The 21900-nt window shown below is 67.6% G+C and carries 21 protein-coding genes and 1 pseudogene; 15 read left to right on the forward strand and 7 right to left on the reverse strand.

Features of this window, described 5'->3' with window-relative positions:
* The 3 genes and pseudogenes from recA to QZV97_RS09235 form a co-directional block, all read left to right on the forward strand.
* Positions 1-506 (forward strand): annotated as a pseudogene (gene recA / locus QZV97_RS09225) (recombinase RecA); the annotation flags it as partial.
* Positions 507-514: 8 nt separating this feature from the next.
* Entirely contained in the window at positions 515-934 is a 420-nt protein-coding gene (locus tag QZV97_RS09230) for a hypothetical protein (protein WP_295641468.1), read from the forward strand.
* The gene (locus QZV97_RS09235; RefSeq protein ID WP_295641470.1) at positions 910-1419 is read left to right on the forward strand and encodes a regulatory protein RecX; all 510 of its coding nucleotides are present in this window, start codon (positions 910-912) and stop codon (positions 1417-1419) included. Before QZV97_RS09230 ends, QZV97_RS09235 begins: the two co-directional genes overlap by 25 nt.
* Here QZV97_RS09235 and argC read toward each other — a convergent pair.
* The gene (gene argC / locus QZV97_RS09240) at positions 1416-2345 is read right to left on the reverse strand and encodes an N-acetyl-gamma-glutamyl-phosphate reductase (RefSeq protein WP_295641472.1); all 930 of its coding nucleotides are present in this window, start codon (positions 2343-2345) and stop codon (positions 1416-1418) included. The genes QZV97_RS09235 and argC overlap by 4 nt on opposite strands.
* A 112-nt stretch (positions 2346-2457) precedes the next feature.
* Here argC and QZV97_RS09245 point away from each other — a divergent pair, with 112 nt between their 5' ends.
* The 10 genes from QZV97_RS09245 to QZV97_RS09290 all read left to right on the forward strand — a co-directional run bounded on the left by QZV97_RS09245 (position 2458) and on the right by QZV97_RS09290 (position 11111).
* The gene (locus QZV97_RS09245) at positions 2458-3072 is read left to right on the forward strand and encodes a DUF2889 domain-containing protein (RefSeq protein ID WP_295641474.1); all 615 of its coding nucleotides are present in this window, start codon (positions 2458-2460) and stop codon (positions 3070-3072) included.
* 64 nt (positions 3073-3136) lie between these two features.
* On the forward strand, positions 3137-4303 hold the full coding sequence (sucC, locus tag QZV97_RS09250) for an ADP-forming succinate--CoA ligase subunit beta (RefSeq protein WP_295641476.1): 1167 nt from the start codon (positions 3137-3139) through the stop codon (positions 4301-4303).
* A gap of 16 nt (positions 4304-4319) precedes the next feature.
* Positions 4320-5213 (forward strand): succinate--CoA ligase subunit alpha, encoded by an 894-nt coding sequence (gene sucD, locus QZV97_RS09255; RefSeq protein WP_295641478.1) that lies wholly within the window; start codon positions 4320-4322, stop codon positions 5211-5213.
* A 134-nt stretch (positions 5214-5347) separates the two neighbouring features.
* Positions 5348-6061: a TerC family protein gene (locus tag QZV97_RS09260; RefSeq protein WP_295641480.1), complete on the forward strand. Its 714-nt coding sequence runs from the start codon at positions 5348-5350 to the stop codon at positions 6059-6061.
* 67 nt (positions 6062-6128) lie between these two features.
* A complete protein-coding gene (locus tag QZV97_RS20915; protein WP_366558901.1) occupies positions 6129-7367 on the forward strand; it encodes a serine/threonine-protein kinase in 1239 nt (412 codons plus the stop codon).
* 36 nt (positions 7368-7403) lie between these two features.
* The gene (locus tag QZV97_RS09270; RefSeq protein ID WP_295641482.1) at positions 7404-8213 is read left to right on the forward strand and encodes a Stp1/IreP family PP2C-type Ser/Thr phosphatase; all 810 of its coding nucleotides are present in this window, start codon (positions 7404-7406) and stop codon (positions 8211-8213) included.
* Positions 8214-8278: 65 nt separating this feature from the next.
* On the forward strand, positions 8279-8956 hold the full coding sequence (locus QZV97_RS09275) for an FHA domain-containing protein (protein WP_295641484.1): 678 nt from the start codon (positions 8279-8281) through the stop codon (positions 8954-8956).
* 163 nt (positions 8957-9119) lie between these two features.
* The gene (locus QZV97_RS09280) at positions 9120-9917 is read left to right on the forward strand and encodes a 3',5'-cyclic-nucleotide phosphodiesterase (RefSeq protein WP_295641487.1); all 798 of its coding nucleotides are present in this window, start codon (positions 9120-9122) and stop codon (positions 9915-9917) included.
* A gap of 7 nt (positions 9918-9924) precedes the next feature.
* A complete protein-coding gene (locus QZV97_RS09285; protein ID WP_295641489.1) occupies positions 9925-10434 on the forward strand; it encodes a DUF2919 family protein in 510 nt (169 codons plus the stop codon).
* Positions 10431-11111: a glycosyltransferase gene (locus QZV97_RS09290; RefSeq protein WP_295641492.1), complete on the forward strand. Its 681-nt coding sequence runs from the start codon at positions 10431-10433 to the stop codon at positions 11109-11111. Before QZV97_RS09285 ends, QZV97_RS09290 begins: the two co-directional genes overlap by 4 nt.
* Before the next feature lie 403 nt (positions 11112-11514).
* Here QZV97_RS09290 and QZV97_RS09295 read toward each other — a convergent pair whose 3' ends face one another.
* Positions 11515-13701, reverse strand: coding sequence for an FkbM family methyltransferase (locus QZV97_RS09295; RefSeq protein WP_295641494.1), 2187 nt, complete (start codon positions 13699-13701; stop codon positions 11515-11517).
* Between the two features lie 209 nt (positions 13702-13910).
* Here QZV97_RS09295 and QZV97_RS09300 point away from each other — a divergent pair, with 209 nt between their 5' ends.
* Positions 13911-15596: a glycosyltransferase 61 family protein gene (locus tag QZV97_RS09300; protein ID WP_295641496.1), complete on the forward strand. Its 1686-nt coding sequence runs from the start codon at positions 13911-13913 to the stop codon at positions 15594-15596.
* Positions 15597-15603: 7 nt separating this feature from the next.
* Here QZV97_RS09300 and QZV97_RS09305 read toward each other — a convergent pair whose 3' ends face one another.
* The 4 genes from QZV97_RS09305 to QZV97_RS09320 form a co-directional block, all read right to left on the reverse strand.
* Complete coding sequence (locus tag QZV97_RS09305) at positions 15604-15897, reverse strand: hypothetical protein (RefSeq protein WP_295641498.1); 294 nt, start codon at positions 15895-15897, stop codon at positions 15604-15606.
* A gap of 118 nt (positions 15898-16015) precedes the next feature.
* Positions 16016-16426 carry a pilin gene (locus QZV97_RS09310; RefSeq protein WP_295641499.1) on the reverse strand — a complete coding sequence of 137 codons (411 nt, stop codon included), beginning with the start codon at positions 16424-16426 and terminating at the stop codon, positions 16016-16018.
* A 258-nt stretch (positions 16427-16684) separates the two neighbouring features.
* Complete coding sequence (locus QZV97_RS09315) at positions 16685-17095, reverse strand: pilin (RefSeq protein ID WP_295641500.1); 411 nt, start codon at positions 17093-17095, stop codon at positions 16685-16687.
* 98 nt (positions 17096-17193) lie between these two features.
* On the reverse strand, positions 17194-19449 hold the full coding sequence (locus QZV97_RS09320) for a tetratricopeptide repeat protein (protein WP_295641501.1): 2256 nt from the start codon (positions 19447-19449) through the stop codon (positions 17194-17196).
* A 145-nt stretch (positions 19450-19594) separates the two neighbouring features.
* On the opposite strand from QZV97_RS09320, the gene QZV97_RS09325 reads away from it, so the two are divergent.
* Complete coding sequence (locus QZV97_RS09325) at positions 19595-21316, forward strand: O-antigen ligase family protein (RefSeq protein ID WP_295641502.1); 1722 nt, start codon at positions 19595-19597, stop codon at positions 21314-21316.
* A 14-nt stretch (positions 21317-21330) separates the two neighbouring features.
* Here QZV97_RS09325 and moaC read toward each other — a convergent pair whose 3' ends face one another.
* Positions 21331-21822 carry a cyclic pyranopterin monophosphate synthase MoaC gene (moaC, locus tag QZV97_RS09330; RefSeq protein ID WP_295641503.1) on the reverse strand — a complete coding sequence of 164 codons (492 nt, stop codon included), beginning with the start codon at positions 21820-21822 and terminating at the stop codon, positions 21331-21333.
* Positions 21823-21900 lie beyond the last annotated feature (78 nt).

Raw genomic sequence — 21900 nt, forward strand, 5'->3', positions numbered from 1 at the left:
AGAAGACCAACACCATGGTCATCTTCATCAACCAGATCCGCATGAAGATCGGCGTCATGTTCGGCAGCCCCGAGACCACGACCGGAGGCAACGCGCTGAAGTTCTATGCCTCGGTGCGGCTGGACATCCGCCGCATCGGCAGCATCAAGAAGGGCGAAGAGGTCATCGGCAACGAGACCAAGGTCAAGGTCGTCAAGAACAAGGTCTCCCCGCCCTTCAAGACGGCCGAGTTCGACATCCTGTTCGGCGAGGGTGTGTCGCGCGAAGGCGAGATCGTCGACATGGGCGTCGAGGCCAAGGTGGTCGAGAAGTCCGGTGCCTGGTACGCCTACAACGGCGAGAAGATCGGCCAGGGCAAGGACAACGCGCGCGAGTTCCTGCGCGAGAACCCCGACCTCGCGATCGAGATCGAGAACAAGGTCCGCGAGTCGCTGGGCATCGCCCTGCTGCCGACCGTCGAGGTCGAGGTGCCGAAGGCCGGCAAGAAAGCGGCCGGCGGCGAGTGAGCGTCGCGGTGTCGCGCGAGATCGACCTGGTTCGCGGCCTGTGGGCCGCCTACCAGGCGCGCGACTGGGCCGGGGCGCAGTCGCTCTTCGCGCCGGCCGCGCGCTGCACCTGGTGGACGAGCGGCGAGCGCTATGTCGGCGCCGAAGCCATCGTCCGGGTCAACGCCACCTACCCCGAGGGGTGGCAGATCCATGTGATCGCCGTCGAACCGCTGGTGGACGGTCGCGTCCTCAGCCTCGTGCGGGTCGATCATCCACCGGCGATGCACTACGCGCATTCATGGTTCGGTTTCACCGGTGACGACCGTCCGCGCATTGCCTCGATCGACGAGTTCTGGGCCGAGGTCGTGGCGCCCGAGGCTTGGCGCGACGGCTTTCCCGGTCGCGAACGCGAGGCCGAGCCGTGCCACGCGCTCTCGCCACGCTGAAGGCCAAGGCACTGGCCTGCATCGCGCAGCGCGAGCACAGCCGGGTCGAACTGCGGCGCAAGCTGCTCGCGCATGTCGACAAGCAGCGGCGCCAGGCCGATGACGCATCGGACATCGCACCGCACCACGACCTGCCGCCCGAACAGGCGGTCGACGAACTGCTCGACTGGCTGGTGGCGAAAGACCTGCTGAGTACCCCGCGCTTCGTCGAGACGCGCATCCAGGTGCGTGCATCGCGCTTCGGCAACCTGCGCATCCGCCACGAGCTGGCCCAGCACGGTGTCGAACTCGACGTCGCCGCCGCGGCCGACCTGAAGCGCAGTGAAGTGGCGCGTGCACGCGTCGTATGGGCCAAGCGCTTCGGTGCGGTCGCCGCTGATGCCGCTGGCCGTGCGAAGCAGATGCGGTTTCTGGCGGCGCGAGGCTTCAGCACCGAGGTCGTGCGCCGCGTCGTCGCGGGTGGCGACGACGCGCTCGAAACCTAGGCACCCAGGCCGAGCATCAGACGAATGTTCTGCACGGCGGCGCCCGACGCGCCCTTCCCCAGGTTGTCCAGCCGCGCGACCAGCACGGCCTGGCCGCGTGCCTCGTTGCCGTAGACGCGCAGCTCCAGCCGGTTGCTGTCGTTCAGAGCCTCGGCCTCGAGCTTGCCGCCCGGCTCGGTCGGCACGACGCTGACGAACTCGCAGCCCGCATAGCGCGCGGCCAGCGCCGCTTCCAGGTCACCGGGGCGCGGCTGGCCCTTCAGCAAGTCGAGATGCAGCGCGATCTGGACCAGCATGCCCTGACGGAAGTTGCCGACGCTCGGCACGAAGATCGGCCTGCGCGCCAGCCGGCTGTACTGCTGCAGCTCGGGCAGGTGCTTGTGTTCCAGGCCCAGACCGTAGAGCTCGAAGGCCGGCGCCGTCCCGGCCTCGTAGGCTTCGATCATCGTTCGACCGCCGCCTGAATAACCGCTGACCGCATGCACCGCCACCGGGTAGTCGGCCGGCAGCAGCCCGGCATCGACCAGCGGGCGCAGCAAGGCGATTCCACCGGTCGGATAGCAGCCGGGATTGGCCACTCGCCGCGATGCCGCCACTGCCGACGCCTGCTCGGGCACCAGCTCCGGAAAACCGTAGACCCAGCTGGGTGCGACGCGATGGGCCGTGCTGGCGTCGACGATCCTCGGTCCGCCGCCAGGCAAGCCATCGGCGAGCGCGACCGACTCGCGCGCCGCCTCGTCGTGCAGGCACAGCACGACCAGATCGACCCCGGCCATCAGTTCGCGCTTGGCACCGGCATCCTTGCGTCGGGCGGGGTCGATGCTGACCAACTCGACGCCAGCCAGGCCCGACAGCAGGTCGCGGATCCCCAGGCCGGTGGTGCCGGCTTCACCGTCGATGAAGATGCGGGCGGGGCGAGCGCTCATGACCCGATGGTAGCGTCGCGGCGCCTGCGGTCGTCGGCATTGGTGCAATGCACCATGCTAAAGTCTCTGCGCCTTTTCTCCCGGCGCATCGGCCTCGACCCGCCGCGATCGCATGGCCCTCCCGCCCGCCTCCCCCGACCGCCAGCCCAAGCACCGCCGCTGCATCGACGTGCAGGTGTTCGCGCGCGGCGACGGCCTCTGGGAGGTCGACGCACGCATCACCGACACGAAGGCGCGCGACTGGCCGCTGTCCAGCGGCATCCGGCCGGCCGGCACGCCGGTGCACGACATGCTGCTGCGCCTCGTGGTCGACGAGCACCTGGTCATCCAGGCGGCCGGTGCGCAGACCGACTGGATGCCCTACCCAGGGCTGTGCAACGCCTACGGAGACGCCTACGAACGGCTGGTCGGCTTGTCGCTGGTCAAGGACTTTCGGCGCGCCGTCCAGCAGCGCCTGGGTGGGGCCCAGGGCTGCACCCACATCACCGAGATGGCGCAGGTGCTGCCGACCGCGGTGATCCAGGCCTTCGCCGGCGAAGTGATCAACACGCAGGAAGGCGGGCAGGACCCTGCCCACCCGGGACGCGACCTGCCGCCCTTCCAGCTGGACCGCTGCCACGCTCTCCGCCGCGAGGCCGAGGCCGTGCGGCTCTATTACCCCCGCTGGCATCGCCCGGCGGCGGAGCACAATCCGCAGCGCCCGGCAGGCGCCGGGCAACCGGGCTGAGCGCTCGCCCGACCCGCCCCTGGCTCCGCCAGCCCCGATCCCTTCCCCACCTCACAGCGTCACCATGAAGATCCACGAATACCAAGGCAAGGAGATCCTGCGCCAGTTCGGCGTGCCGGTGCCGCGCGGCTACCCCGCCTTCACCACGCAGGAAGCCGTCGAGGCGGCCCAGAAGCTGGGCGGCCCGGTCTGGGTCGTCAAGGCGCAGATCCACGCCGGCGGCCGCGGCAAGGGAGGCGGCGTCAAGGTCGCGAAGTCGCTCGACGACGTGAAGGCGTTGTCGAGCCAGATCCTCGGCATGCAGCTGAAGACCCACCAGACCGGTCCCGAAGGCCAGAAGGTGCGGCGCCTCTACATCGAGGAAGGCGCGGACATCAAGAAGGAGTACTACGTCTCGCTGGTCACCGACCGCGCGACGCAGAAGGTCGCGTTCATCGCCTCCAGCGAGGGCGGCATGGACATCGAGGAGGTCGCGCACAGCACTCCCGACAAGATCATCACCGAGGTCATCGATCCGCTGACCGGCCTGGGCGACGCGCAGGCGAAGAAGATCGCCGCAGCGGTCGGCCTGCCCGAGGGCTCGCACGCGCAGGCCACGACGCTGTTCCAGAACCTCTACCGCTGCTACATGGAGACGGATGCCTCGCTGGTCGAGATCAACCCGCTCAACTGCGACAGCAAGGGCAAGCTGGTCGCGCTGGACGCGAAGTTCAACTTCGACGCCAACGCGCTGTTCCGCCACCCCGAGATCGTCGCCTACCGCGACCTCGACGAGGAGGACCCGGCCGAGGTCGAGGCCAGCAAGTTCGATCTCGCCTACATCCAGCTCGACGGCAACATCGGCTGCCTGGTCAACGGCGCGGGCCTGGCGATGGCGACCATGGACACCATCAAGCTGTTCGGCGGCGAGCCGGCCAACTTCCTGGACGTCGGTGGCGGCGCGACCGCCGAGAAGGTCACCGAGGCCTTCAAGATCATGCTCAAGAACCCCGAGGTGAAGGCCATCCTGGTCAACATCTTCGGCGGCATCATGCGCTGCGACACCATCGCCGACGGCGTGATCACCGCCTCCAAGGCGGTCGGCCTGAAGGTGCCGCTGGTGGTGCGGATGAAGGGCACGAACGAGGACCTCGGCAAGAAGATGCTGGCCGAGAGCGGCCTGCCGATCATCGCGGCCAACACGATGGCCGAGGCCGCGACCGCCGTGGTCGCCGCCGTCAAGAAGCAGTGAGCCGAGGACACGACGCATGAGCATCCTGATCAACAAGGACACCCGGGTCATCACCCAGGGCATCACCGGCAAGACCGGCCAGTTCCACACCCGCGGCTGCCGCGACTACGCCAACGGCAAGGCCTGCTTCGTCGCGGGCGTCAACCCGAAGAAGGCCGGCGAGGACTTCGAGGGCATCCCGATCCACGCCACCGTCAAGGACGCGGCCCGGGCCACCGGCGCGACCGTCAGCGTGATCTACGTGCCGCCGGCCGGCGCCGCCGCGGCAATCTGGGAGGCGGTCGAAGCCGACCTGGACCTCGCGATCTGCATCACCGAAGGCATCCCGGTCCGCGACATGCTCGAGGTGCGCAACAAGATGAAGGCCAAGGAGGCCGCCGGCGGCAAGAGGACGCTGCTGCTGGGCCCCAACTGCCCCGGGCTGATCACGCCGGAGGAAATCAAGATCGGCATCATGCCGGGCCACATCCACCGCAAGGGCCGCATCGGCGTGGTCAGCCGCTCCGGCACGCTGACTTACGAGGCGGTGGCCCAGGTCACCGAGCTGGGCCTCGGCCAGTCGAGCGCGGTCGGCATCGGCGGCGACCCGATCAACGGCCTGAAGCACATCGACGTGATGCGGTTGTTCAACGACGACCCCGACACCGAGGCCGTGATCATGATCGGCGAGATCGGCGGTCCCGACGAAGCCGAAGCGGCCCGCTGGTGCAAGGCGAACATGAAGAAGCCCGTGGTCGGCTTCATCGCCGGCGTCACCGCCCCCCCGGGCAAGCGCATGGGCCATGCCGGCGCGCTGATCTCGGGCGGCGCCGATACGGCCGACGCCAAGCTCGCGATCATGGAAGAGTGCGGCTTCAAGGTCACCCGCGATCCGTCGGAGATGGGCAAGCTGCTCAAGGCGCTGCTCTGACGCCGGTCGCGGCCCGCGCGCCGGCCGGGGCGGCGGCGCGTGAGTAGTCTCCGCAACGCCCGGCCCGGCGCCGCCTCCTACACTGCCGTCTTCCCGCCCGGCGGGCTCGCAGCGCAGCACGACAAGGACGCCTCATGGAAACATTGATGACCCCGGAGTTCTGGGTCGCGGTCGGCCAGATCATCCTGATCGACATAGTGCTGGGCGGCGACAACGCGGTCGTCATCGCGCTGGCCTGCCGCGGGCTGCCGCCGCACCTGCGCACGAAGGGCGTCCTCTGGGGCACGGCCGGCGCGATCATCCTGCGCGTCATCCTGATCTTCTTCGCGCTGACGCTGCTGGCGATCCCCTACCTCAAGATCGTCGGTGCGCTGCTGCTGGTCTGGATCGGCGTCAAGCTGCTGGTGCCTGACCACGACGATGCGCACGGCGACATCCAGGCCAGCGACAAGCTCTGGGGCGCGATCAAGACCGTGGTCATCGCCGATCTGGTGATGAGCATCGACAACGTGATCGCGATCGCCGGCGCCGCCGAGAGTGCCGGGGGCGACCACAAGATGCCGCTGGTGATCTTCGGCCTGCTCGTCAGCATCCCCATCATCGTCTGGGGCAGCCAGCTGGTGCTCAAGCTGATGGACCGCTTCCCGATCATCATCACGGCCGGCGGCATGCTGCTCGGCTGGATCGCCGGCACGATGGCGGTCACCGATCCGGCCGCCACGTCGCTGGTGCCGCAGACCGACGTGGTCAAGTACGGGGCCGGCCTCGCCGGTGCGCTGCTGGTCCTGGCCATCGGCAAGTGGATCCAGAGCCGGCGCTCCACGGGCGAACCGGCTGCCGGCGCCTAGCGGACCCCGGCGCAAGCCCCGCGACCGAGCGGTGGCTGCGCCGTGCCGGCGTGCTACCGTCATGGGCATGCCTGTTGACGCTGCCTCTCGCCCGACGTCCTCGAAGCTGGCGCGGCGCGTAGCGGCCTCGCTGGCCACCGCCACGCCCTTCGCGCTGGCCGACGGGCTGGGGCCGGCCACCGAGTCCGGCGGCAACTCCCTCTGGGTCGGCGTGGCCTTCGTGCTGGCGGCGATCGCCGGCCTGGCCTGGCACTGGCGCCCACGCACCACCGTGCCGCCCGAACTGCAGCGGCGCCGCCGCACCGATCGGCAACGCTCGCGCTCCGGCTTCAACAGCACCTTGATCGACTCGACCGTCGACACCGTGCTCGATCCACGCATCGCCGAGCCGCAACGCCGCATCGGCCCCTACCTCGTCGAGCGCGACATCGGCCGCGGCGCGATGGGCATGGTGCTGCTGTGCCGCGACGAGCGCACCGGCGAGTCGGTCGCGCTCAAGACGATGGCGCTGGGCCGCGAGTTCCACGGCGACGCCCTCGAGGAGGCCCGCGAACGCTTCTTCCGCGAGGCCGAGACCGCCGGCCGGCTGCAGCATCCGGACATCGTGGCCATCCGCGAGCACGGCGAAGAAGACGGCATCGCCTACATCGCGATGGAGTTGCTGTCGGGCCGCGACCTGAGCGAGTACGCGCAGCCGACGCGGTTGCTGCCGGTGCCGGTGGTGCTGGGCATCACGGCGCGGGTCGCCCAGGCCCTGGCCTATGCGCATCGCCAGGGCGTGACGCACCGCGACATCAAGCCGGCCAACATCATGGTCGAGCTGGTCAGCGGCATGGTGCGGGTCACCGACTTCGGAATCGCACGGATCATCGACTCGACGCAGACCCGCACCGGCCTCGTGCTGGGGACCCCGTCCTTCATGTCGCCCGAGCAGATGGCCGGTTCGCGCACCGACGGCCGCAGCGACCTGTACGCTCTGGGCGTCACGCTGTTCCAGCTGCTGACCGGCACGCTGCCCCACAAGGCCGAGTCGATGGCCGAGTTGATCCGCTCCATTGCCAACGACGTGGCGCCGGACGTCCGCAGCCTGCGGCCCGAGCTGCCGGCGGCGCTGGCCGACATCGTCGCGCTGGCGCTCGAGAAGCATCCCGAGGTGCGCTACGCCGACGGCGACCAGATGGCCGCCGACCTGCACGCGGTGCTGGTGCAGATGCGCAACGACGGCCGCCCCGCGGCCTCCGGACCGGCGGGCGCCGGCGGGGGTCCGACGGCCGCCGCCCCGGCCGAAGCCGGGCACAATCGCTGACGACTGCGCGCCGCCGCGCGTTCCCCCTGCTCGCCGATGCCCACGCTGCCGTCCACGCCTGCCCTGCGCTTCGAGTTCATCGGACTCACGGACACCGGCCGTGCGCGCAACAACAACGAGGACTCCGTCGTCATCGACGAGACCGCGGCCCTGGCCGTCCTGGCCGACGGCATGGGCGGCTACAACGCCGGCGAAGTGGCCAGCAGCATGGCCACCAGCTTCATCAAGGCCGAACTCGGCCGCTGGCTCAGCGAGGCCAGCGCCCAGGCCACCGACACCGACGTGCGGCGCGCGATGGACATCTGCGTCGACAACGCCAACCGGGCGATCTTCAACGCCGCCAACTCCAATCCGCAGTACGCCGGGATGGGTACGACGCTGGTGGTCGCGGTGCTGCGCGAGGCGCGGCTGCTGCTCGGCCACATCGGCGATTCGCGCGCCTACCGCCTGCGCGACGGCGAGCTCAGCCAGATCACGCGCGACCACTCGCTGCTGCAGGAGCAGATCGACGCCGGGCTCATCACGCCGGAACAGGCCGCCGTGTCCAACCACAAGAACCTGGTGACTCGCGCGGTCGGCGTCGAGGACACGGTCCTGCTCGAGACCCACCTGCACCAGACCCAGCCGGGCGACCTGGTGCTGCTGTGCTCCGATGGCCTGTCGGACATGATCGACGACGCGCAGATCGCCGCCGTGTTGCGCCAGCACGACTCTTTGTCGGACGCCGCCCAGGCCCTGGTGCAGGCTGCCAACGACGCGGGCGGACGGGATAACATCTCCGTCATCCTGGTGCGCGCCACGGGGACGGCGCCTGCGGCACGGGCCTGGTGGCCGTTCCGCCGCTGACAGCCGACGAGGGGCGGCTGGCCATCGGTTTACCAAGACAGCAGAACACAAGCACGGGGTCACGCATGGGCAAGCTGGTCGTATCGCTGGACGGAGTGGTCATCAAGGAGGTCCAGCTCACCAAGGACAAGACGACGCTCGGCCGCCGCCCGTACAACGACATCGTGATCGACAACCTCGCCGTGAGCGGCGAGCACGCCGTGCTGCAGATGGTGGGCCAGGACGTCTTCATCGAAGACCTCAACAGCACCAACGGCACCTACATCAACGGCAAGGCCGTCAAGAAGCAGCTGCTGCAGCACAACGACACGGTCGAGATCGGCAAGTACAAGATCAAGTACCTGAGCGTCGAGAGCTCGGACTACGAGAAGACCATGGTGATCAAGCCCGGCGCCCCGGCCGCCGCGGCGCCCCCGGCCTTCGCGCACACCGCGCCGATGGGCAGCGGCAGCAACTCAGGCTTCGGCGCCCTGTCCGGGGCGACGGCCGCGTCGATCCGGGTGCTCAACGGCGCGGCGGTCGGCCGCGAGGTGGCGCTGACCAAGGTCGTCACCACCGTCGGCAAGCCCGGCGTGCAGGTGGCCTCCATCACCAAGCGACCCGGCGGCTACGTCTTCGCCCACGTCGAGGGCGGCGGGCGGCCGATGGTCAACGGCAACCCGGTCAGCAGCGACCCGGTGCACCTGAAGAACGGCGACGTGATCGAACTCGCCGGGACGCAGATGCAGTTCGTCCAGACCTGACCCACCGGGCATAGTGCCGCCGCCGGCGCTGCGGCCGGCACGACGATGCAGCCAAAGGCGTGACGCGTGAGGCTTCGCACACGGCGCCGCTTGCCGCTCCCGCAGCCCGCAGGCACCATCGTGGAGTAACCGTTCACGTGCCTTGCGCGCTCCCCTGGCCGCCATGAGTTCTCCGCGCCTGCAGGTGCTCGGCTGTTCCGGGTCGATCGCCGCCGGCAGCCGCACCACCGCTTTCCTGCTCGACGACAGCGTACTGATCGACGCCGGCACCGGCGTGGGCGATCTCGCGCTGGACGCGATGGCCCGCATCGACGACATCCTGGTGTCGCACTCCCACCTGGACCACGTCCTCGCGATCCCTCTGCTGGCCGACAGCGTGATGAAGCTGCGGCTCGCCCAGCCGCACCGCGGCCCGATCCGCGTGCATGCCCTCCCCGAGACGCTGGACGCGCTGCGCGCCCATCTCTTCAACGGCCTGCTGTGGCCGGACTTCACCAGCATCCCCAGCCCGGCGCGGCCGATCCTGAAGCTCGAGCCGTTCGCCGTGGGCGACACGCTGAGCTTCGGCGCCGGCCCGCAGCAGCGGCGCGTCAAGGTCCTGCCGGCCGCACACACCGTACCGGCCTGCGGCTTTGCCGTCGAGACGCCGGCCGGGTGGTGGGTCTACAGCGGCGACACCGGCGCCAATCCGGCCCTGTGGGCGGCACTGAAGGGCAAACGCATCGCGCACCTGATCATCGAGACGGCGTTCGGCGACGACGAGCGCTGGCTGGCCGACCTGAGCGGCCACCTGGCACCCAGCAGCCTGGCCGCCGAGCTGGCCCAGCTGGACGGCAGCGTGCCCGTGCACATCACCCACCCCAAGCCTGGTGAGGTCGCCGCGGTCGTGGCGCAGATCCGCGCCATCGACACCGCGCACCGCGTCGAGCCGCTGGTCAAGGGCCTGGTGTTCGAGTTCTAGCCGGTCCATGGCCAAGAACCCGCTGCCGCACGACGCGGCCTTCGAGCTCGACCGCCATGGCGTGCTGCGCGTGCCCGCCTTGCTGTGGGTGGCGTTCGCCCTCATGGCGCGGCACTGGGTGCTGCTGATCGTCATCGGCGCCTCGGCGCGGCGCGAGGGCTCCTCGGTGCTGCTGCTCGGCGATGGCGGCATTCCCTGGGTCGCCCTGTCGATGGAAGTGCCCATCGTGCTGCTCGCGCTGGCCGCCTTCAACCGGCAGCCCGGTGCCGGCGCCTGGGCCCGCGGGCTGTGGAAGCGCGGCCGCGAGATCGTCGCGCTGACGGCGGCTCTCAACGTCGGGTGGACCGCGAACCTGCTGATAAAGTCAGACTACTGGACGCCGTGGCCCGAGCTCTTCCTGGCAAGCTGCTCGCTGATCGACGCAGCCATCGCGCTGAGCATGTACACGACGCCGTACTACCGGCAGCTGTTCGACGAATTCCCCGCGCGGCCTTGGGCCGAGCCGCCGACACCATGATCCGCGTCTTCATCGGTTTCGACGCCCGCGAGACAGCCGCCTGGCACGTGCTGTCGCACAGCATCCTGGCCCGCGCCTCCCAGCCGGTGAGCCTGATCCCGCTGGCGCTCGACAACCTGAAGGACGTGTTCCGGCGCGAGCCCAATCCGCTGCAGTCCACCGACTTCTCGTTCTCGCGCTTCCTGACGCCGCACCTCAGCGGCTACGAGGGCTGGTCGTTGTTCATGGACTGCGACATGCTGATGCGCGAAGACATCGCCAAGCTGTGGGCGCTGCGCGACGAGCGCTACGCGGTCATGTGCGTGCAGCACCAGCACCAGCCCACCGAGACCACCAAGTTCCTCGACAAGCCGCAGACCACCTACGGCAAGAAGAACTGGTCCAGCGTCATGCTCTTCAACAACGCCAAGTGCAAGGCGCTGACGCCCGACTACGTCAACACCGCCAGCGGCCTGGAACTGCACCAGTTCAAGTGGCTGGCGGGTGACGACCTGATCGGCGCGCTGCCGCACCGCTGGAACCACCTCGTGGGCTACGACGCCCCCGATCCGGAGGCGGCCAACGTGCACTTCACGATCGGCGGGCCGTACTTCACCGAGTACGCCGGCTGCGAGCATGCGGCCGAATGGTTCGCGGAGCGGGAGGCGATGCTGAGGGTGGATCAGCGACGGGCTTGAGCGCAAACGTCCATTGGACTCGCGACCGGCCAGAGGCCGAAGTGCTGACTCCTCGACGGCGCTTTCTGACTCCCGATCTGCCTCTCGGAGCGCGCCTCGCGAAGGCCCGCTATCGTCCGACTCTGCCGACGGAGTGTTGGCACTACAACGGTGAGGGCATTGCTCGCCGGCAACGCAGACTGGTCTCTGCGCTGAGTTCTATGTGGCTCCCACTGTGCTCGGGTCTCGTGTGCGACGAGAGGGGCACCATCTTATCCATCATGTAGGCATTGACCACGCGGCAACAGACAGCGGCGCCCAGAGTTCGCGAGTCGCCTCAATTGGCGCATCGTCTCTCACGAGTTCATCCGAATCCCGAGCAGCTCGGCCACCACAAAGCACCTCTGAAGAGGCATCACCGAGTTCAATGTGTGACCGAGTTCAACACCCGAATGTTGTTGATGAGCAGCGGGCGGTTGACTCCGGTACGTGTGATCTCGGGAACTCCGTGGAACGACCGTTCGGTCTTGGGGAAGGACAGCAAGCGGTTCGGCAAGAACTCGACCATGCCCACTCTCTCGAACAGCTCGAACTTGTGGTGTGGTCCCCCCCAGCACACGAAGTCAGGATCCTTCGCGCGGTAGATCGACGTGCCGAGCTCGCGCATCGAGTCGTCCTTGGGCAGATAAAACAGGAATGTCACCAGTCGATGCGGCGCATCGGTGTGGGGGCCAATCGCATAGTTGGTCTGGTCGTTGACCAACAAGGCGTCGCCGCGCGCCTTGAGGATCTCGTCGGCCGCGAGAATGCGCTGCAGGCGTGGTTCGAGAGATCGGGCGAACTTCTGCACGAAGAAGCTCAGAAAGGCGTCGCTGTACATCCAACTCGAGAGGTTGCGCCAAAAAGTTTGCTGCTCGGTCGACATCCGGGCGAACTCCTCGTCGGTGAACAGCACGACGTTGCGCTCCTGATAGGCTTGACTAGACACCCGCCCAGTCTCGCCAATGGGCCGCAAGCTTCCCGGCGCTGGGAAGTGCGCCAGCATCTCTGCGTAGTAATCTTTCGGGAAGACCTCGTCGACAACAAGGTACGGGAACGGGTCCTCGACTATCTCGGCCCTCGCCACTCGCCCGAGCACATGCTCCAGCACCAGGCGACCTCGCCGGTCCGGAGGCAGACCGATCGAGAAGGTCTTCTTGAAATCGATGCGCTCTGCAACACCACGGCGGAAAATGAACTCGCCGACGCCCTCAAAGGCGCCAGTGCTGCGCAGCGCGCCGCGCACCTGCTCCGGGTCGTACGCGAAACCCAACGATTGCAGCATCTTGATCACTGCATTGTGTTCGGCGAGATGCGTATTCAGTTCGACCAGCACCTCACGAACGCGCGAATCTGCTAGCGTGCGGCGCGCGCCCTGCAACACCTTGTGTTCGATGCCGTCGACATCGAGCTTGACGTAGTCGGGTACCGGGACGGCGCCGCTCTCCACCAGCTGGTCAAGCGTCACGCTGAACGCACCCTGCGTGAAGGCGGCCTTACGCGGCTTAAGGTCGAAGCCGACCTGCTCGCCGAACGAGTGGCACGACCCGCCACCCGAGAACTTTGAAAGGTAAAGCTTGTCGAGCTGCATCGTGTCCGAGAGCGCCAGGGGGAAGGCCAGCACTTGCTCGGACATGCCGTTGTCGGCGATATTGGCATTAAGCAGAGCGTAGTTCTGCGACTCGGGTTCGAAGGCAAAGACCTTGATGCCGAGCGTCACAGCCGAGAACAGGCTGTACATGCCGACGTTTGCGCCGATGTCGATCAGCGTGCTGCCCGGCGCCATCTGCTCGATCCAGCGGATCGTGTCGGGCTCTTTCTCGAACAGAGTCCGTACCCGCCAAGCAGTCATTTCATTCGGCGTGTTGAACACGATACGGCGACCGTGGTACTTGAGCACGGTCTGGGGGGGGCCTTCCGCGACGTCAGCCATCGAGGCTGATTCACCGGCGCCGGCTTGTGCCGAGGTCGCAGTTGCCGAGACGCGCGTGACAACGGCCGCCGCGGGCGCCGGAGCGAGTGCGAGCCGCGACGGCCTCGGGAGCTCTGTATCCGACTGCAGCGACCGAACCACGACCACGAAGCCGCTTGGAATCGGTTGCCTGTCAATGACTTCGAAGCGCTGCTGGAGCCGAGGCAGCCACCAACTCGGGCCTTGCTGGGTCAAGTGAGCGTTCCGCCCGTCGCTCAGCACCTTCACGGCCGGCCCTGAGTGCACGGTGAAAAAGCCATAAGGGTCGCAGAGCCGGGCAAGATGGTCCAGCACGTTGTCTAGAAATGTCGGCTCGATGTGCTCGAGAACGTCGATGCAGCACACCAACTCAGCCGGCATCGGATCGCCAGCGTAGTCAGGTATGGCTGGGTCGTATCCCTCGTAGACGATGTCGTCGGGCAGGTTCAGCGCTTGCAGCAGGCTGCGCTTGCTGCCGCAGCCGTAATCGAGGATCGATCGCGCGCCCGTGCTGTGGAGCAAGCCCGCGACGACCTCGCCGTACTGGAGTGCGGCTGTGCCGTAGTTGCCCTTGGCATGCAGTGCGGCCTGCTCGGCCCGGTACTGTTCTGTGATCAACATCGAGAACCTCTAACGAATGGCTCACCCAGTCGGAGCGGAGTCCAGTTTCAACGATACGTCCAAGTGTAGGGCGGTCCCCGACTGATGCCAGCGGCCATAGTGCACACCAAGGCGCCGCGGCTTCGCGCCACAATGGCACCATCTCCAGCGCCCACTGCTTTCCGGGCGGCCCCCAGCGGCCCGGACGCATAGGACCCGAGGGTTCATCGATGAAGAGCATCCTGCGCAAGATCACCAACGCCCAGGGACAGGAGTTGACCGTGTCAGTCCACGTGCCTGCACGGCTCGCGTCGGGCTCGGGCGTCGTAGCCGCTAGCCCCGAGGAGCGAGACGCTGTGGCCGCGGCGCTGCGTGCCTTCAAGGCAAGCCGCTTCGACGAGGTGCTGACGCTTCTTGCCGCATTTGCGTCGGCGCCGACCCAACCGCAAACGTTGGTGACGCTTGCCCGAACCCGCATCGCCGAAGGTGATTTCGGTGCCGCCGAGCAGCATCTTCGGCAAGCAGAGCGACTCTTTCCGCAGGAGCCGCAGGTCTGGAAGGCGCTGGCGATTGTGCTTCGTCTGCAACGTCGACCTGCCGACGAACTCGTCTACCGGCGAAACCTGATCTTCCTGGTCCCGCGTCCCGCCGCCGGGGCCTATTTGGCCTTCGCCCAGGCCTACGTCAAGGCTTACCGCAAGGATCCGGCGCCGCCGATGGCGGAGCTCCAGTTTGTCGCCGCGAAGCTGGCCGCGCACGCGCCGGATGATGACGCTGCGCGACGCGAGCGCCTCGAGTTCGCCCAGCAACTTTACGAACTGAAGCCGTTGCAGGGCAAAGGGATCGGCCACTACAAGGCCGTAAGTCCATGTCCGGAAGACTCGCGCGACGTCAGTATCGCGTGGCTGTCCATGGCGACTTGGTGCAAACGCAACGCCATCGAGTGCCGGCGCGCGACCGAGCTGGGGCGGACGGGCCATCGCCCGACATTGGCCGAGCTGACCCGCGTGGCTGTGCTGCCGAGCTTCCAGTGGGCTCCGTTACTGGACGAAGAGATGGTGGCGATCGACGGCTTCCTCATACACCGAGTCAAGCTGCAGACCGAAGTGGCGAGCAGTCCGATACTGCTCAACCGTCCTGGGCAGCGGGCCGAGTTGCGGATACCGCGAGAACTTCCAGTGGTCGATACACCTGCGCTGCTGCTGGGAGGAATGGCGCAGTACTACCACCAGACCATCGACTTCCTGGGTACCCTGGCCATCGCCGAGGCGCTGGGCGCTCCCGACGACCTGCGGCTGGTCGTGAACGACGATCTCTCCCCCTTCCAGCAGGAGCAGTTTGCGCTGCTTGGCATTGCTGAGGAACGACTGCTGCGAGTCAAAGTAGACGAGCCGCAACGCTTCGCGCGGCTGTGGGTGGCGTCGCGCCCTGTGCTTGGCGGTCAGTGGATCGATCCTCTAGTGCCCCGATGGCACCGGCAGCGGCTCGTCCCTGCCGGCCTCCAGCCGGTGCGCAAGCTCTATCTCTCCCGCAGCGCCGTCGGCCGTCGGCGTGTGATTAACGAAGATGCCGTTGTCGCGTTGCTGAGCGAGCGCGGATACGAGGTGGTCCGCCCGGAAACGCTGAGCGTGGCCGAGCAGATTCGTCTGTTCGCCCAAGTAAGCCACATCGTGGCGCCAACCGGCGCCGCCTTGACCAACATGGTCTATGCGGCCCCTGGAGCGCACGTCGTCGTGTTCTACAACCGATACAGCGTCGCCGGCGGCAGTGACCGCTACTTCGACGCGCTCGCGGAAGCCTGTGGTCACTCATTTGCGCAGATCGACTGCAGACCTGTCGAGCTGCACCGTGTGCAACGGGAGGCTGATGCCGACATCGAGGTCAACCTCGAAGCCTTGCGCGCAGCGCTCGACTGAGTACAGCTCAGGCCTTGGGTGCCTTCCGACTCACGTGCACGATCACCGCTTCCGTGGCGAAGTCGACGAAGTCTCTCTGGTAGCCCATCTCCGTCAGCTCCCAGCGGAAGCTGTTGCCGAGCCTGGCCTTGCCCAACCACCCGAGGCGGTTCGCTTCCTGGAATTCGACCGCCTTCTTGCAGGCGTCCTCCATGATCCGCGTCAGTCGGTTGACCGACGGGCGCTTGCCGGGTTGTTGATCTAGCGCCGGGGGATAACGCTTGCCGATGTCCTGTGCCAGCGACTTGGCAAAGGCGGTCACCGGCGAACTGGACCCGAAGGTGGAAAGTAGTCCCATACGCTCGTTCATAGTTTCTCGGCGCGAGTGTGCCCCAATAGAAAGAGGCGCCGAAGCGCCTCTCGGACCGAATCGGGCTCGATCAGCCGCGGCAGGAAGCTGGCATCAGGCGCAACGGGGCGCCGGTGCAGCTCCAGTCGGCCGTGTTGCCGTTCCAGCTGGGCGACAGCACGACAGAGACGCCAACCGTACCGACGGCCGACGTGCCCGTCACGTTGATCGTGCCGGTGGCATCGATGGCGGCGCTGGCGATGAACTTCGTGGTCGAGATCACGATGGCCGCGGTGTTGATGCCCGAGCAGCCGTTGTTGTTCTGGCAGACCTCGGTGATCGAAGTGCGCGCCGACGACCCGCCGAGCAGGATCTCCGAAACGCGGGCCCGGATCGTGTAGTCCTGGTACGCCGGCAGCGCAACGGCTGCCAGGATACCGATGATGGCGACCACGATCATCAGTTCGATGAGCGTGAAGCCCTGTTGCAGCGATCTCTTCATTCAGTTGCTCCTTTGGATGGGGATGTGTTGCGACAGAACTTTCGCAAAGCCTGTGCCGCCACTCGAAGCGACAAGAATGGTCACTAGTTGCCAAGGAGTTGTGCGCCACGTCACGGGTGTTGACCCGCCTGTGATGTCTTGCTGGACCTTCGGCGTGGTGGCGCCTGCCAATGTTTGGCAGTCCGGGTGCCAACCACAGCAGGTCGTAGCACCAACAAAAAGAGGCGCCGAAGCGCCTCTCGGACCGATCGGGCTCGATCAGCCGCGGCAGGTAGCCGGCATCAGGCGCAACGGGGCGCCGGTGCAGCTCCAGTCGGCCGTGTTGCCGTTCCAGCTGGGCGACAGCACGACAGAGACGCCAACCGTACCGACGGCCGACGTGCCCGTCACGTTGATCGTGCCGGTGGCATCGATGGCGGCGCTGGCGATGAACTTCGTGGTCGAGATCACGATGGCCGCGGTGTTGATGCCCGAGCAGCCGTTGTTGTTCTGGCAGACCTCGGTGATCGAAGTGCGCGCCGACGACCCGCCGAGCAGGATCTCCGAAACGCGGGCCCGGATCGTGTAGTCCTGGTACGCCGGCAGCGCAACGGCTGCCAGGATACCGATGATGGCGACCACGATCATCAGTTCGATGAGCGTGAAGCCCTGTTGCACGGATTTCTTCATGGCCTAGCCCTTTGCGGTAGTTGAGTTGCGGAATGCGAGATTAAGACCGCAAGGAACGTGCCCTTCGGAATCCGACGGGTTTCGTCGCTCCCTCAGGCTCAACCGTGAGCTTGATCACGCTTCCGCCTCCACGCCTTGAACTCGTCGTCTATCGTTTCGAGCACTCTTTGCCAGTTCTCGGTCTCGTCTTGGCGGAAGACCCGAGATGATGGGTACCACGGCAGAACCTTGGAATGAAGGCCGTAACGCCACTCCGGAATCCGCGGCGCCATGATCCAGACTGGACGGTTCAGGGCGCCCGCGTAGTGGACCGTCGTGTTGCAGACGGTGATCACAAGATCAAGAGCCGTGATCAGGGCGGCGAAGTCGTCGAGAACCTTGATGGACTCCGCCCAGTAGTGGAGCGGCATACCGTGGGCAGCGGTGCGCGCCAAATCGTCCTTGACATCGCCGTACTGCAGGCACACCCACTCGGCGCGCTTGCCCTGAACCAGCGGCGCCAGCTGCAGAACGTCCATTGTTCGCAGTGCACGCCGCGTCGCTTCATTGCCACCGCGCCACGACACACCGATGTACGGGCCCGGCCCGCGCGCGGCCAGCTGCTCGCGCCAGTAGCGCACGCGGTCGGGATCGGCGCGCAGATAGCCCTGGTGGGCGGGGAAGTCTTCATGCCGGCGCCGGAACAGGCGGGGAAGATCGCCGATCGCGATGAAGTAGTCGATGCGGCCCAGCCCGACCACCCAATCAAAACTGTTGTCCTGCCGGGTCGCCACGATCTCACAGGTCGGAAAGGACCGAGCGATGGTCGGCGCCACGCGATCGACCACTTCGACGATCACGCGGGTTGGACTACGCGCCAGCAGATCTGGCAGGCACGAGGCAAACATCACCTGATCGCCAAGGCCCTGCTCAGCGAGGAGGAGGATGGTCTTGCCCTCGAGCGGCTCGTGCCCCTGCCACATCGGGAACGGAAGCATGCGCAGGTGCTTCACGGAGCTTAGCGTGCGCATGGCGTAGTCGTCCCACCCTTCGGCGTAGCGCTCGTGCAGCAGGTGGATGGTGGCGCGCGGGAAGCGTCTGATGGGCTCCCTGGGCGCCTCGGCGATCGCCCGGTCGAGGATGGGCAGCGCTTCGTCATGTCGGCCGGCGTGCGTCAGAGCGTGCACACGCATGGCCAGCAACTCTTCAGCCATGTGCGGCCATTCCGCGAGCAACTCGTCGATCAACTCGATGGCTTCCCGGTACCTGTAGCGCGCCACTAGGCTGGTTGCCAGATGTGCGCGGTTGGTCGCGCTGGGTTCGATCTCGCAGGCCTTCTCGATCAGCACTCCAGCGTCGGCAAAGCGATCCTGCTCCTGCCGGATGTCGGCCATCGCAAGCAGCAGTCGCACATCGTTCGGCCACTGCTGGAGTGCCGACTCGACCAGAGGTTTACCCTGTCTGTACTCCTTCTCCTTCACAAGAGCCCGACCCAACACCGAAACAACGTTGGTGTCATCGGGATGCACTGACAAGTAGGCCCGCAAGGCGTCGATCCCCGTCTGCGTGTCACCTTGTTCCCGGTACAGCTCGAACAACTCGATCGCCGTCAAGCCATCGTCTGGGTGAGCCAAGTAGATCGCCTCACACTCCTCGATCGCACGCATCAGGTCGCCAGTGGCGCGCAGGCGCCTTACCTCCTCGAGGTGGGGACTACTGTCCGAGTCTGCCGCTTGCTCGTCTTGCGCAACCGGCTTCCCGCCCGCTGCGACATCGGCCTCGAGTGCTTCCAGGTTGCTGCGCGCGGTCGTGAAGCCAGGGTCGATTTCGAGCGCCCGCCGGAGCGCCGCGCGCGCGCCACCGACGTCGCGTCGCGCGCGCAGCGCTATGCCCAAGTTGCTCCACGAGGCCTTGTCCAGCGGGTCGAGCCGGGTCGCTCTAGTCAGGGCGGTCGTCGCGAGTGCGTAACTTCCCCTTCGAACATGGCAGAGACCGAGCTGGGCGCTGAAGCGCGGCTCGGTGCCGTTATTGGCCGCGAACTGAGCATGCAGAACTGCCAGCTCTTCTTGCCCCTGCTCCACCAGGACAAGCGCGAGCCCGTAGTGGGCGTCGGGTAGGCCAGGCGCTCGGCTCAGCGCCTCGCGGAACATGCGCTCGGCATCCGCATCTCGATGCTCGTGAAAGGCGACTTCGCCCTTCAGGCACAGGGCCACGAGTGCTCGCTGAGCAATAGTCTCGTGCAAGGCCTCGGCGGCCAGCGAGGCTTCCGTCAGCTTTCGGCGCGAGATGAGCTCGCGCACCTCCGCCGGTGTCCAACGGCGCTTGGCAATTGAGCCAGACGTCAGGCTACGCAGCACGCTGCCGATCATCCCCATTACGGTCCTTCCGTAGCCCGACTTGACGGGCACTCTGGCGAGGATAGCGGGAAGACACCCGACCAGTCGTGTCGTGCTGCGCGGTATGGGCCCCTCTGTCGAGTAACGTCTAGCCGCCTGCTTCCGCCTGCCACCGCACCGCCCCATGCCTCCCGCAGCAACCCAGTTTCCTGCGCGCGACGTCTCCGCCTTCTTGGCTGTTGCACTGCCCCTGCTGCTGGCCCGCAGCGCCGTGCCCGACTCGGTCTTCTACAACCAGGTCGCCGCCTGCGCCGGCTGGGCCTTGTGGCTGCTGCTCGGGCGCGGCGCGGGCGCGGGCCGGATCGCGGGGCTCGAGCCGGCCGTCGCCGCCTTGGCGCTGTGCCTGGCGTTCGCGGGCGTCGGGCTCGATCGCGGCCAGGCCGCACCCGCCCTGCTGCTCGCAGCCGCGCTCGCCGTGCTGGTGGCCAGCGCCCGGCGCGGCAGCGGCTCGACCGAAGCCATGGCCTGGGCCTGGCTTGTCGGCGGTCTCGCCTGCGTGGTCGTGGCGCTGCTGCAGTACTTCGCGCCGTCACTCGCCGACGGCTGGTTGGTGGCTGTCAACGGCTCGCCGGGCCGCGCCATCGGCAACCTGCGCCAGCCCAACCACCTGGCCACGGCGCTGCTGTGCGCGATCGTGATGACCGCCTGGCTGTGGCATGCGGGCCGGCTGCGATCCATCGGGGCCGGCGCGGCCATCGTTGCGATGGTGCTGGCCGTTGCGCTGAGCGCCTCGCGCACCGGCGCGCTGTCGCTCGGCGTGCTGCTGCTGTGGGCCTTGCTGGACCGCAGCCTGCCGCGCGCGGCGCGCTGGACGCTGGCGCTGACGCCGCTGGCCTACCTGCTGTTCTGGGGCGCGCTCGCCGAGTACGCGCTGTGGCAGCAGGCGCACTTCTATGCGGCCGAACGATTGCAGAGCAGTGGCGACATCAGCAGCTCGCGCTTCGCGATCTGGCGCAACGCGCTGTCGCTGGTGGCCCAGAACCCCTGGACCGGCGTGGGCTGGGGCAACTTCAACTTCGCCTGGACCTTCACGCCCTTCCCGGACCGGCCGGTGGCGTTCTTCGACCACACCCACAACCTGCCGCTGCAGCTGGCCGTCGAGATCGGCGTGCCGGCCACCGCCGCGGTGCTGGGCCTGCTGGCCTGGGCCCTGTGGCGCGCACGCGGTGCGCTGCGCGTTGACGCGCAGGCGCCGGGCCACCCGGGGCGCGCGGTCTTCGTGATGCTGGTCGTGCTGGCCGTCCACAGCCTGCTGGAGTACCCGCTCTGGTATGCCTACTTCCTGCTGCCGGCGGCCTGGGCGCTGGGCGTGCTGGTCGGGTCGGCGGCCCCGGCGTCCGCAGCGACCGACCCGCGCGCACGCGCCACCGCGCAAGCGCCGGCGCGGTCGGCCGGGGAGGCCTGGGCGTCCGGCCTGGCCGGCGTGCTGATGCTGGCCGGCGCCGTCTACGCCACCTGGGACCACCTCCGCATCGAGGCCATCTATGCCCCCGCGCCCGGCGCGCCGCCGCTCGGCCTGCGCATCGCGGAGGGCCGCAGCAGCCTGCTGTTCGGCCACCACGCCGACTACGCGGCCGTCACCAATCCTCCGCGCGACCCGGCGATCTCGAGCTTCCGTCGTCCGCTGCACCAGCTGGTCGACGTGCGCCTGCTGATCGCCTACATCGAGGCGCTGCGGGCCGAGGGTCGCACCGATGCAGCGCTGTACGCCGCGCAACGGCTGCGCGAGTTCCGCCGCGACGACGCGCAGGCCTACTTTGCCGCGTGCACGCCGCAGAACCCGGCACTGCCCTTCCAGTGCGAGACGAAGCCCGTGGCCTTGAACTGGCGGGATCTGGAGCCCTGAGCGCAGCGCGCCGCTCAGGCGCCCGCGACGAAGGACCCCGACTTCCCGCCGTGCTTCTCGAGCAGCCGCACGCCGTCGATGACCATGCCGCGGTCGACGGCCTTGCACATGTCGTAGATGGTCAGCAGGCCGACCTGAACGGCGGTCAGGGCTTCCATCTCGACGCCGGTCGGGCCCAGCGTCTCGGCCGTCACGCGGCAGGCGATGCGCGCGCCGGCGGCGTCGAGTTCGAACTCGGCCGCCACGCGCGTCAGCGGCAGCGGGTGGCACAGCGGGATCAGCTCGGCGGTGCGCTTGGCACCCTGGATCGCGGCGATGCGCGCGATGCCGATCACGTCGCCCTTCTTCGCGCTGCCCTCGGCGATGAGCTTCAGCGTCGCCGGCAGCATGCGGATCCAGCCTTCGGCGACGGCGATGCGGTGGGTCGGGGCCTTGGACGAGACATCGACCATGTGGGCCTGGCCCTGCGCGTCGAAGTGGGTCAGCCCGCGGGGGTCGGTACTCATGGCAGCAGCAACATCGGGAAACAAGGCTGCGGCATCATAGTCGCAGGCCCTCCGGAACCGCAGCGCTGCGTCAGTGTC

Origin of the sequence: uncultured Methylibium sp. (assembly GCF_902826655.1) — a bacterium.
GTDB lineage: Bacteria > Pseudomonadota > Gammaproteobacteria > Burkholderiales > Burkholderiaceae_C > Methylibium.

What these genes read in the sequence shown, in the direction of transcription:
- QZV97_RS09325 (WP_295641502.1), top strand. Translation starts at nt 19,595, where the DNA reads ATGCCTCCCGCAGCAACCCAGTTTCCTGCGCGCGACGTCTCCGCCTTC.
- QZV97_RS09320 (WP_295641501.1), bottom strand. Translation starts at nt 19,449, where the DNA reads ATGGGGATGATCGGCAGCGTGCTGCGTAGCCTGACGTCTGGCTCAATT.
- QZV97_RS09280 (WP_295641487.1), top strand. Translation starts at nt 9,120, where the DNA reads ATGAGTTCTCCGCGCCTGCAGGTGCTCGGCTGTTCCGGGTCGATCGCC.
- QZV97_RS09270 (WP_295641482.1), top strand. Translation starts at nt 7,404, where the DNA reads ATGCCCACGCTGCCGTCCACGCCTGCCCTGCGCTTCGAGTTCATCGGA.
- QZV97_RS09295 (WP_295641494.1), bottom strand. Translation starts at nt 13,701, where the DNA reads ATGTTGATCACAGAACAGTACCGGGCCGAGCAGGCCGCACTGCATGCC.
- QZV97_RS09285 (WP_295641489.1), top strand. Translation starts at nt 9,925, where the DNA reads ATGGCCAAGAACCCGCTGCCGCACGACGCGGCCTTCGAGCTCGACCGC.
- sucC (WP_295641476.1), top strand. Translation starts at nt 3,137, where the DNA reads ATGAAGATCCACGAATACCAAGGCAAGGAGATCCTGCGCCAGTTCGGC.
- QZV97_RS20915 (WP_366558901.1), top strand. Translation starts at nt 6,129, where the DNA reads ATGCCTGTTGACGCTGCCTCTCGCCCGACGTCCTCGAAGCTGGCGCGG.
- argC (WP_295641472.1), bottom strand. Translation starts at nt 2,345, where the DNA reads ATGAGCGCTCGCCCCGCCCGCATCTTCATCGACGGTGAAGCCGGCACC.
- QZV97_RS09290 (WP_295641492.1), top strand. Translation starts at nt 10,431, where the DNA reads ATGATCCGCGTCTTCATCGGTTTCGACGCCCGCGAGACAGCCGCCTGG.
- QZV97_RS09275 (WP_295641484.1), top strand. Translation starts at nt 8,279, where the DNA reads ATGGGCAAGCTGGTCGTATCGCTGGACGGAGTGGTCATCAAGGAGGTC.
- QZV97_RS09245 (WP_295641474.1), top strand. Translation starts at nt 2,458, where the DNA reads ATGGCCCTCCCGCCCGCCTCCCCCGACCGCCAGCCCAAGCACCGCCGC.
- QZV97_RS09310 (WP_295641499.1), bottom strand. Translation starts at nt 16,426, where the DNA reads ATGAAGAGATCGCTGCAACAGGGCTTCACGCTCATCGAACTGATGATC.
- QZV97_RS09300 (WP_295641496.1), top strand. Translation starts at nt 13,911, where the DNA reads ATGAAGAGCATCCTGCGCAAGATCACCAACGCCCAGGGACAGGAGTTG.
- QZV97_RS09315 (WP_295641500.1), bottom strand. Translation starts at nt 17,095, where the DNA reads ATGAAGAAATCCGTGCAACAGGGCTTCACGCTCATCGAACTGATGATC.
- QZV97_RS09260 (WP_295641480.1), top strand. Translation starts at nt 5,348, where the DNA reads ATGGAAACATTGATGACCCCGGAGTTCTGGGTCGCGGTCGGCCAGATC.
- moaC (WP_295641503.1), bottom strand. Translation starts at nt 21,822, where the DNA reads ATGAGTACCGACCCCCGCGGGCTGACCCACTTCGACGCGCAGGGCCAG.
- sucD (WP_295641478.1), top strand. Translation starts at nt 4,320, where the DNA reads ATGAGCATCCTGATCAACAAGGACACCCGGGTCATCACCCAGGGCATC.